We start from the raw sequence: 8,857 nt of genomic DNA on the forward strand, positions 1-8,857 counted from the left end.
GGCCGGCTTCCTGTTCCTGTTCCCGGACCGGAGCCAAAGTAAACGATAAGTGTTTGTTCTGTTGGGAACTATCCTGGTTGTTGCAACGCATCAAATTTTCGTCACATTGTCCCCCAATAAGCGGCACAACCCTGTATTTGAGGACGTAGAATCATGCGCCGCTTCCGCATTCGCCCGCTCGTTTGCGCCACCCTTTTCACCGTCGCCGCCGCGGCTCCTGCTTTCGCCGGGCATCCTTATGACGGCCAGTGGAATGTCACGGTGGTGACCAAGAACGGCAGTTGCGAGCCCTCGACTTCCTCGACGCTGACGATCTCCGGCGGGCGCGTGTCTGCACCGGGCGCTGCCGTTTCCGGCACCATCGGTCGCGAGGGACTTGTGCGGGTCTCGATCAATGGTGCATATGCGAACGGTCAACTCAACGGCAACTCCGGATCGGGAAAGTGGAATGGCGCATCAGCAGGCGTACCGTGCAGCGGTCGATGGGAAGCGTCCCGCCAATAAGACCGGCCGAACAGCTGAATCCTCCGCATATGGGCGGCGGCTTGCACTAGCAGCCGCCGCTTTTTTTGCAGCATCGACCGCGGTGGGGCATGCGCAGTCGACAGGACCCTACGCCGGCATGGCCGGCAACTGGCGCGGCGGCGGCACCGTCACCCTGGACGACGGCTCGCGCGAGCGCCTGCGCTGCCGCGCCTCCTATCAGGTTGCCGGCATCAACATGACGATGGCGCTCACCTGCGCCAGCGACGCCTACAAGTTCATTCTTGGGGCGAACGTCATCGACGAGCGCGGCCAGGTCACCGGCTCGTGGACCGAGTCCAGCCGCAACATTTCCGGCATTCTGCAGGGCCGCGGCGGCGGCGGCAATTTCCAGGTCGTCGCGAGCACGGCCGGCTTCAACGCCAACATCTCGCTGCGCACGGTCGGCAACAAGCAGACGGTGACGATGCGCGCCGACAGCGTGTTTCGCGGCGCCGACATCTCGCTGTCGAAATAGCCGTCATTGCGTGCCGTGAATTGCGCCCCGGTTCGTTCGAGCCGGGGCGCGATGCTTTGGCGAGCCGATCCGATGTCGCTCAGGCCTTCTTCGCCGCCACGAGCCTGCCCGCGGTCTCCTTGATTGTCTTCGCGATCAGGAGCGCCTGCTCCTTGTTGAAGGCGAAATCCTGGACGCCTTTGTGCGTGGTCAGCGACAGCACCATGATGTCGGGCTGATGCTCCGGCCAGCCGGTGGCAAAGCCCGTGACGAAATCGGCGGCGGTCTGGCGCGAGGTGTTGGTCGGGGTGTTCATGTCTCGAAACTCTCTTCAGGCTGCCGGAACGAAGGCGGTGACTTCGATTTCAACCTTGGCGCGCTCGTCGACGAGACTGTCGATATAGAGCAGCGTCGACGGCGGGAAGTTCCTGCCCAGCGTTTCCTTCCAGGCAGCGCCAATGCCGGCGCCCGCCGCCTGGTACTCGCTCTTGCTGGTGAGATACCAGGTCAGCCGCACGATGTGCTCCGGGCCGGCGCCGGCTTCCACCAGCAGCTTCATGATCCGCTTCAGCGCCACGCCTACCTGCGTCGCGAGATCGGGGGCATAGTCGCCCTTCTCGTCGCCGCCGGTCTGGCCCGCCAGAACCACCCATTTGCCGGGACCGTCCACCACGACTCCGTGCGAAAATCCGCGCGGTTTCGACCATTCGGCCGGTTGCAGGACACGCATCAGCTTGTTTCCTCCCGAGAACAGGGCGCTTCCTTAGCACCGATCAGGGCCATGATCCCACTGCGAAATTGAGCCGCGCGCAGGGCTGCGTCAGCAGATTTGCCCGTTGCCAAGGCAGCCAAGGTCTCTCATACCGGCCTGCCCGCTGACGACCTCCTTGCCCCGATGGAACGCACTCCCTCCAAACCGATGGCCGCGCTGTGGATGGCCGGCTGGCTCGCCCTGATGCTGATGATCACGGTGGCCGGCCGCGAGGCGTTGCACGAGATCAACGTGTTTCAGCTGATCCTGATCCGCTCGAGCGTCGGGCTCCTCATGCTCTATCCGCTGATTCATCGCGCCGGCGGCCTTGCCGCCATGAGGACGCAACGGCTGCCGCAGCACATCGCGCGCAACACCATCCATTTCGGCGCCCAGCTCGGCTGGTTCTTTGCACTGACGCTGATCCCGATCGGCCAGGTGGTGGCGATCGAATTCACCATGCCGATCTGGACCGCCATCGTCGCCGCATTGTTTCTCGGCGAGCGCATGACGATCTCGAAGGCCTGCGCCATCGTGCTCGGCGTCGTCGGCGTCGTCATGATCGTGCGGCCCGCCACCGGTGAGATCAACCCGGGTCAGCTGATCGCACTCGCCGCCGCCGGCGGCTTCGGCATTTCCATCGCGATGGTGAAGTCGCTCACCCGCACCGAGCAGACGGTCACGATCGTCTTCTACATGGCCGCGGTGCAGATCGTTGGCAGCCTGTTGCCCGGCCTCTATGCCTGGACGTGGCCATCGCTGACAACATGGGGCTGGGCGATCGTGGTGGCCTTCTGCGGCACCTTCTCACACTACTGCATGACGCGCGCCCTGCTGTATGCCGACGCCACCGTGGTGGTCCCGATGGACTTCCTGCGGGTTCCTCTTACCGCGTTGGCAGGCTGGCTGCTTTACTCGGAACAGCTCGACGCCTTCACGGTACTCGGCGCCGCCCTGATCCTCGCGGGCAATCTCGTGAATCTGCGGGCATCGACCCCGGCTCCGGCGCGGTCCGCCACCTGAGAGCGCGGGCGGTGTCAAGCCGGTACCGCTGCACTAAATTTTGAACGAATTTCGCAGCCCTTTGTGATCCAAATCACGGTATCCGCCGGGCTGCAATTCCTATCCTGGCACCGATGGATGGCTGACGCTGAAATCGGGGGTATTTCGCGCCGATTTTTGTGGCGCGAAGCGTGGCTTTTTCGTGTATCCTCGATGCCAAGCGTTACCGCGAAACTGTTTCGATTCTGCAGGGGCATTTCAGATGCGCTACATCACCCTTCTTCTTTTCCTGATCTGCATGGCGCTGACCGTGAATTCCGCACAGGCCGACCGTCGCGTCGCCTTCGTCGTCGGCAACGGCGCTTACAAGAACGTGGCTCCGCTGCCCAATCCGTCGATCGACGCCAAGGCCATGGCCTCCGCGTTGCGCAATGTCGGCTTCGAGGTCGTCGAAGGCACCAACCTCACCCGCGACAAGATGACGGAGCGGCTGCTCGACTTCGGCAAGAAGGCGCAAGGCGCCGACGTTGCCGTGTTCTTCTATGCCGGCCACGGCATCGCGATATCAGGCACCAACTACCTGCTGCCGATCGATGCCGACATCAAATCCGAAATGGACGTCAAGCTCGGGGCGGCCATCAACATCGACCTCACGCTCGACCAGACCATGGGCGATGCCAAGGTCAAGCTGGTGTTCCTCGACGCCTGCCGCGATAATCCGTTTGCCGCCAAGATCAAGTCGAACTCGGCGACGCGCAGCGTCAACGTTCAGACCGGTCTTGCCGAGATGAAGTCCGGCGAAGGCACCCTGATCGCGTTCGCCACCGGCCCCGGCCAGACCGCGCTTGACGGCACCGAAGGCGGCAACAGCCCGTTCACCCGCGCGTTGCTCGCCAACATCACCAAGCCCGGCATCGAGATCCAGCAGGCGATGACCTCGGTCCGCGCCCAGGTGAACGAAGAGACCAACAAGGGCCAGCTGCCCTGGGGTCACACCAACCTGATCGGTGCGGTCTATCTCAACGGCGCGCCCGCGCCGGCTGCGCCGGGCGTGGCCGCGGGGCCGGCCCAGCAGCAGGTCGCGCTGGCGCCGAACGCCGAGGTCGAGGTCGAATTCTGGCGCTCGATCAAGGACTCCAACAAGGCCGAAGAGTTCAGGGCCTACCTGACCAACTATCCGAACGGCCAGTTCCGATCGCTCGCCCAGTCGCGCGTCGCCGCCCTCGAGCAGGGTGGCAACAAGGCCGATGCCACGCGCAACCTGTCCGCCGGCGTCGATCCGGCCGTCTTCACCGAAGAGTCGAGCCAGCTTACCGAGGACCAGATCGGCCTCGACAAGGGCCAGCGCCGCGACGTCCAGCGCCGCCTCAACGGGCTGGGCTTCGACACCAAGGTGACCGGCGCATTCAACCAGGACACCCGCAACGTCATCACGCGCTGGCAGGCTGCCCGCGGTTATCCGAGGAGCGGCTACCTCAACAGGCTGCAGCACAAGGCGCTGCTGTCGGAGATCATCGCGACCCAGCCGGCGACAGCCTCGTCCGATGAGGACAAACCCGCGCCGCGCCGTCGCACCCAAAGCAGCGGCGGTGGCGGCGGTGGTTCGGCACCCGCTCCGCGCCAAAGCGGCGGTCCCGATCCGGCCGCGATGGGCCGCTTCATGGGCGGCGTCGTCGGCGGCGTCTTCCGCTGATCCGCTCACGCAACGAACAGCAAAAAGCCCGGCTTCGCCCGGGCTTTTTCATTTCGAGCTTGGCGCAAGCCGCCTACTTCCCCGCCGCCTTGCGCAACGCCTCGTTGATGCGGTCCTGCCAGCCGGGCCCGCCCGCCTGAAAATGCTCCAACACGTCCTGGTCGAGACGCAGCGTCACCTGTTCCTTAGTGCCGGGAACGTTGTTCCTCTTCGGCGGCGCCTCGGCGACTTTCGCCGTGGCGCGCTTGAAGGCGGCTTCCGCCTCGGTGCGGGCGTCGTTGAGGGTGCGCGGCCGGCGTGGATGGTCGGCCATGGTCAGATCCCCTCGAACAAAGCGGTGGAGAGATAGCGCTCCGAGAACGACGGCACGATGGCCAGCACGGTCTTGCCGGCCGCCTCAGGACGCTTTCCAACCTGCAATGCCGCGGCGATCGCAGCGCCTGCGGAGATGCCGCCGGGGATGCCTTCGTTGCGGGCCAGCGAGCGGGACATTTCAATCGCGCTCGGGCCGTTGACCTTCACGATCTCGTCGATCACGGAGCGGTCGAGAATGTCGGGCACGAAGCCGGCGCCGATGCCCTGGATCTTGTGCGGCGTGTGCTGGCCGCCTGACAGCACCGGGCTTTCCTCCGGCTCAACCGCCACGATCCGCAAGCCCGGCTTGCGCGGCTTCAGCACCTGGCCGACACCGGTGATGGTGCCGCCGGTGCCGACGCCGGCGACGAAGTAGTCGATGTTGCCGCCGGTGTCGTTCCAGATCTCCTCCGCCGTGGTGCGGCGGTGAACTTCCGGATTGGCGAGGTTCTTGAACTGCTGCGGGATCGCGGAATTCGGCGTGGCGCGATTGAGCTCCTCTGCGGTGGCGATGGCGCCCTTCATGCCCTGCGCCGCAGGCGTCAGGATGATCTCAGCACCGAGGAACGCCAGCATCTTGCGCCGTTCGATCGACATCGATTCCGGCATCACCAGCTTGAGCCGGTAGCCGCGCGCGGCCGCAACGAACGCCAGCGCAATGCCGGTATTGCCCGAGGTCGGCTCGATCAGCACGGTGTCGGGGTTGATGATCCCCGCCTTTTCCATTGCCGTTATCATCGCCGCGCCGATGCGGTCCTTCACGCTCGCCGCCGGATTGAAATATTCGAGCTTGGCGAGGATGGTGGCACCGACGCCCTGCATTTTCGGCAATTTGTTCAGGCGGACAATCGGCGTGTCGCCGATGGCATCGACGATGGAGTCGAACACGCGGCCGCGGCCGGGACGGTGCAGTGCAGCGTTTGGTGTCGGCGCATCCATCGCTGGACCTCCTGTGGCTAAGACGAGCGGGGAATTGCAGCTGTTCCCTACTTAGGTGCCGCGCAGGGCAAGGCGCAAGGAAGAAACGTGGGAAGCAGAAGTTCGCTGCAATGCAAAACGCCTGCAATTCGAAATAACTCGGAACCAACGCATTTGTGTTGCGACTTCGTCAAAGAGGTCGTTTAATACTTTGGTCGTGAGCACATGGTCCGGCGTGCGGCATTTGCGATCATGTGAGTTGCGGGCAAAGGTTCCCCGGTTCTGAACGCAAGGAGGTCAACGATGGCAGCTGTTGCTGAAGTCCTGTCGACCGTCGCGTCTCAACCCGATCCGCGCGGGTGCGATCTTCCCACCTGCCCGGTGTGTGCGGACTCCATGGTAGCCGCGGAAGCCTCCGCCTACCTCAATGAGCACGTGATCTCCTATCTCTGGACCTGCGACACCTGCGGCTATGGGTTCGTGACCAGGCATCAGGTCAAGAAGTTCGCCTGCAACTGATCTCCGCTCATCGTGGAGCAATGTCACCGCGCGCCCAGTTGGCGCGCGTTTGATCTTTGAACGCCTCGAACGTGCCGGCTGCGATTGCCGCGCGGATGTCACGCATCAGCCGCTGGTAGTAGGCAACGTTGATTTCGGACAGCAGCATCGCACCCAGCGTCTCGCCCGACCTGACGAGATGATGCAAATAGGCGCGCGATATGTTCCGGGCGGACGGCCAGTCGCTTTCCTCGTCCAGCGGACGGCGATCGTCGGCATGCCGCGCGTTACGCAAATTGATCTGGCCCCAACGCGTGAAGGCCATGCCGTGGCGGCCATTCCTTGTCGGCAGCACGCAGTCGAACATGTCGATACCGCGCGCTACCGCTTCGAGCAGGTCTTCGGGCGTGCCGACGCCCATCAGGTAGCGCGGACGATCCGCCGGCAGCTCCGGCGCGGTTGCCTCCAGCATCGCCAGCATCACCGCCTGCGGCTCACCGACCGCAAGACCCCCGATGGCATAGCCGTGAAAACCGACGTCGACCAGCCCGCGCGCGCTGGCCCTGCGCATCTCCGGCACGTCGCCGCCCTGCACGATGCCGAACAGCATGTAGCCCGCGGGCGCGCTCTCGAATGCCCGCCTGGAGCGCTCGGCCCAGCGCAGCGATAGCTGCATCGCCCGCTCGATATCGGCGCGCTCCGCCGGCAGCCGCACGCATTCGTCCATCTGCATCGCGATGTCGGAGCCGAGCAGAAGCTGCACCTCGATGGAGCGCTCCGGCGACAGCTCGACCTTGGCGCCGTCGATGTGCGAACGAAACGTCACCGCCCGCTCGCTCACCTTGCGCAGGTCCGACAGCGACATCACCTGGAAACCGCCGGAATCCGTCAGCATCGGTCCGCCCCAGCCGGTGAACCGCTGCAGGCCGCCGAGTGCGGCGATGCGCTCGGCTCCCGGCCGCAGCATCAAGTGGTAGGTGTTGCCGAGCACGATGTCGGAGCCGGCCTCGCGCACCTCGCGCCAGTGCAGGCCCTTCATGGCGCCGGCCGTGCCGACCGGCATGAAGGCCGGCGTTCGGACCATGCCGTGAGGCGTGGTCAGGCGCCCCGTGCGCGCACTGCCGTCGGTTGCCAGCAGCTCAAAATGGTTGGGAAGGCTCATGGGTGGGCTTATTGCGTCACGGCCATGCCGGATTCAACCGGTTTGAGGCGCTTTTTTGCCATCCGTCCCCGTTGACGGCGGCAAATCTCTCCCGCATAAGTCCGCGCCATGACGCTATCAGCGAAAACCACGACGAAAACCACCAAGCCCTGCCGGGGCTCGGGAGGCGTGCGCGCGTCGTAAGATCAGGTCCGCATATCTTCACCCGAAGCCCCGCCTGAAAAGGTCCGGGGCTTTTTTATTGCCTGCAGAGAACATGGAGAAAGAACGTGAGTAACGATCCCGTCGTCGCGATTGTCGGCGTAACCGGCGCCGTCGGCGCCGAGTTCATCGCCACCATGGACCGCCGCGGTTTTCCCGTCGGCAAGCTGAAGGCGCTGGCCAGCGCCCGCTCGGCCGGCAAGACCGTCGCCTTCCGCGGCAAGCAGGTCGCGATCGACGAGCTTACCGAGCGGTCCTTCGATGGCGTCGATATCGCGCTGTTCTCGGCGGGGGGAAGCATTTCCCGCAAGTATGCGCCGATCGCCGTGAAGGCCGGCGCCGTCGTGGTCGACAACTCCTCCGCCTTCCGCATGGACCCGAACGTGCCGCTGGTGATCCCCGAGATCAACGCCGGTCGTATCCGGGATCACAAAGGCATCGTCGCCAACCCGAACTGCGCTGCCATCACCGCGCTGGTGCCGTTGTGGCCGATCCACCGCGAGAACCGCATCAAGCGCGTCATCATCGCGACCTACCAGGCCGCGAGCGGCGGCGGCGCCGCCGCGATGGACGAACTCGTCGAATCCACCCGCGCCAATCTCGAGGGACGCAGCTATCAGCCCAAGGTGCTGCCGCACCCCTACGCCTTCAATCTCTTCAACCACAACACCGCGATCGATCCCGATACCGGCTACAACGACGAGGAGACCAAGGTCATCAAGGAAACCCGCAAGATCTTCGAGGACGAGAAGATCGCCGTCGGCGTCACCTGCGTCCGCGTGCCGGTGCTGCGCGCGCATTGCGAGGCCATCACCTTCGAGTGCGAACGCCCGATCGGCGAGGATGACGTCCGCGCCATGCTTTCGGGCGCGCCGGGCGTGAGGATCGTCGACGATCGCGCGAAGAACTATTTTCCGATGCCGATCGACGCTTCCGGCCAGGACGACGTGCTGGTCGGCCGCATCCGGCAGGATCTCAGCGATCCCTCCGGTCATTCGATCTCGATGTTCGTCGCGGCCGATCAGCTCCTGAAGGGAGCCGCGTTGAACGCCATCCAGATCGCGGAGCTGCTGCCGCAGCGGGTGATGGCGTGAGGAAATTGTAGGGTGGGCAAAGGCGCGAAAGCGCCGTGCCCACCTTCAAGAGCACACGCGCGAAGGTGGGCACGCTTGCGAGACTGGGCAAGTATTCTGCGGCTAAGTTGCGGTACTGAATCGGACGCGGTTGATCGCTGAGTTTTGCCCTGATTTGGCTGAGAAGCGCCCCATGAAGGCGGTAATGCGGCCCAGAGCGGGCGTG

11 protein-coding genes are annotated in these 8,857 nt (G+C 64.5%); 6 read left to right on the forward strand and 5 right to left on the reverse strand.

Annotation, left to right across the window (positions count from 1 at the left end; genetic code table 11):
- Positions 1-153: 153 nt before the first annotated feature.
- Positions 154-504 (forward strand): hypothetical protein, encoded by a 351-nt coding sequence (locus ACT4OC_RS10395; RefSeq protein ID WP_444838894.1) that lies wholly within the window; start codon positions 154-156, stop codon positions 502-504.
- Between the two features lie 118 nt (positions 505-622).
- The gene (locus ACT4OC_RS10400) at positions 623-1,000 is read left to right on the forward strand and encodes a hypothetical protein (protein WP_444838895.1); all 378 of its coding nucleotides are present in this window, start codon (positions 623-625) and stop codon (positions 998-1,000) included.
- Between the two features lie 79 nt (positions 1,001-1,079).
- Here the strand turns inward: ACT4OC_RS10400 and ACT4OC_RS10405 are convergent, their stop codons facing one another.
- Both ACT4OC_RS10405 and ACT4OC_RS10410 read right to left on the reverse strand, forming a co-directional pair.
- A complete protein-coding gene (locus tag ACT4OC_RS10405) occupies positions 1,080-1,295 on the reverse strand; it encodes a hypothetical protein (protein WP_444838896.1) in 216 nt (71 codons plus the stop codon).
- 15 nt (positions 1,296-1,310) lie between these two features.
- Positions 1,311-1,709, reverse strand: a complete 399-nt coding sequence (locus tag ACT4OC_RS10410; protein ID WP_444838897.1) for a RidA family protein — start codon at positions 1,707-1,709, stop codon at positions 1,311-1,313.
- 165 nt (positions 1,710-1,874) lie between these two features.
- On the opposite strand from ACT4OC_RS10410, the gene ACT4OC_RS10415 reads away from it, so the two are divergent.
- Both ACT4OC_RS10415 and ACT4OC_RS10420 read left to right on the forward strand, forming a co-directional pair.
- Entirely contained in the window at positions 1,875-2,753 is an 879-nt protein-coding gene (locus ACT4OC_RS10415) for a DMT family transporter (protein ID WP_444838898.1), read from the forward strand.
- A 241-nt stretch (positions 2,754-2,994) separates the two neighbouring features.
- Positions 2,995-4,425, forward strand: a complete 1,431-nt coding sequence (locus tag ACT4OC_RS10420) for a caspase family protein (RefSeq protein ID WP_444838899.1) — start codon at positions 2,995-2,997, stop codon at positions 4,423-4,425.
- Between the two features lie 73 nt (positions 4,426-4,498).
- On the opposite strand, the gene ACT4OC_RS10425 is transcribed toward ACT4OC_RS10420, so the two are convergent.
- Positions 4,499-4,738 carry a BrnA antitoxin family protein gene (locus tag ACT4OC_RS10425; protein WP_444838900.1) on the reverse strand — a complete coding sequence of 80 codons (240 nt, stop codon included), beginning with the start codon at positions 4,736-4,738 and terminating at the stop codon, positions 4,499-4,501.
- Between the two features lie 2 nt (positions 4,739-4,740).
- The gene (gene cysK, locus ACT4OC_RS10430; protein WP_444838901.1) at positions 4,741-5,718 is read right to left on the reverse strand and encodes a cysteine synthase A; all 978 of its coding nucleotides are present in this window, start codon (positions 5,716-5,718) and stop codon (positions 4,741-4,743) included.
- A 282-nt stretch (positions 5,719-6,000) separates the two neighbouring features.
- Between cysK and ACT4OC_RS10435 the strand changes: the two genes are divergently transcribed.
- Complete coding sequence (locus tag ACT4OC_RS10435) at positions 6,001-6,216, forward strand: hypothetical protein (protein WP_444838902.1); 216 nt, start codon at positions 6,001-6,003, stop codon at positions 6,214-6,216.
- Between the two features lie 7 nt (positions 6,217-6,223).
- Here ACT4OC_RS10435 and tgt read toward each other — a convergent pair whose 3' ends face one another.
- Positions 6,224-7,357, reverse strand: coding sequence for a tRNA guanosine(34) transglycosylase Tgt (tgt, locus tag ACT4OC_RS10440; protein ID WP_444838903.1), 1,134 nt, complete (start codon positions 7,355-7,357; stop codon positions 6,224-6,226).
- A gap of 269 nt (positions 7,358-7,626) precedes the next feature.
- Between tgt and ACT4OC_RS10445 the strand changes: the two genes are divergently transcribed.
- Entirely contained in the window at positions 7,627-8,652 is a 1,026-nt protein-coding gene (locus tag ACT4OC_RS10445) for an aspartate-semialdehyde dehydrogenase (protein ID WP_444838904.1), read from the forward strand.
- Positions 8,653-8,857: the final 205 nt, after the last annotated feature.

Source organism: Bradyrhizobium sp., from assembly GCF_052389815.1.
Lineage (GTDB): Bacteria > Pseudomonadota > Alphaproteobacteria > Rhizobiales > Xanthobacteraceae > Bradyrhizobium.

Coding starts and splice junctions, on each gene's coding strand:
- ACT4OC_RS10395 (WP_444838894.1), top strand. CDS start 154: ATGCGCCGCTTCCGCATTCGCCCGCTCGTTTGCGCCACCCTTTTCACC.
- ACT4OC_RS10400 (WP_444838895.1), top strand. CDS start 623: ATGGCCGGCAACTGGCGCGGCGGCGGCACCGTCACCCTGGACGACGGC.
- ACT4OC_RS10405 (WP_444838896.1), bottom strand. CDS start 1,295: ATGAACACCCCGACCAACACCTCGCGCCAGACCGCCGCCGATTTCGTC.
- ACT4OC_RS10410 (WP_444838897.1), bottom strand. CDS start 1,709: ATGCGTGTCCTGCAACCGGCCGAATGGTCGAAACCGCGCGGATTTTCG.
- ACT4OC_RS10415 (WP_444838898.1), top strand. CDS start 1,875: ATGGAACGCACTCCCTCCAAACCGATGGCCGCGCTGTGGATGGCCGGC.
- ACT4OC_RS10420 (WP_444838899.1), top strand. CDS start 2,995: ATGCGCTACATCACCCTTCTTCTTTTCCTGATCTGCATGGCGCTGACC.
- ACT4OC_RS10425 (WP_444838900.1), bottom strand. CDS start 4,738: ATGGCCGACCATCCACGCCGGCCGCGCACCCTCAACGACGCCCGCACC.
- cysK (WP_444838901.1), bottom strand. CDS start 5,718: ATGGATGCGCCGACACCAAACGCTGCACTGCACCGTCCCGGCCGCGGC.
- ACT4OC_RS10435 (WP_444838902.1), top strand. CDS start 6,001: ATGGCAGCTGTTGCTGAAGTCCTGTCGACCGTCGCGTCTCAACCCGAT.
- tgt (WP_444838903.1), bottom strand. CDS start 7,357: ATGAGCCTTCCCAACCATTTTGAGCTGCTGGCAACCGACGGCAGTGCG.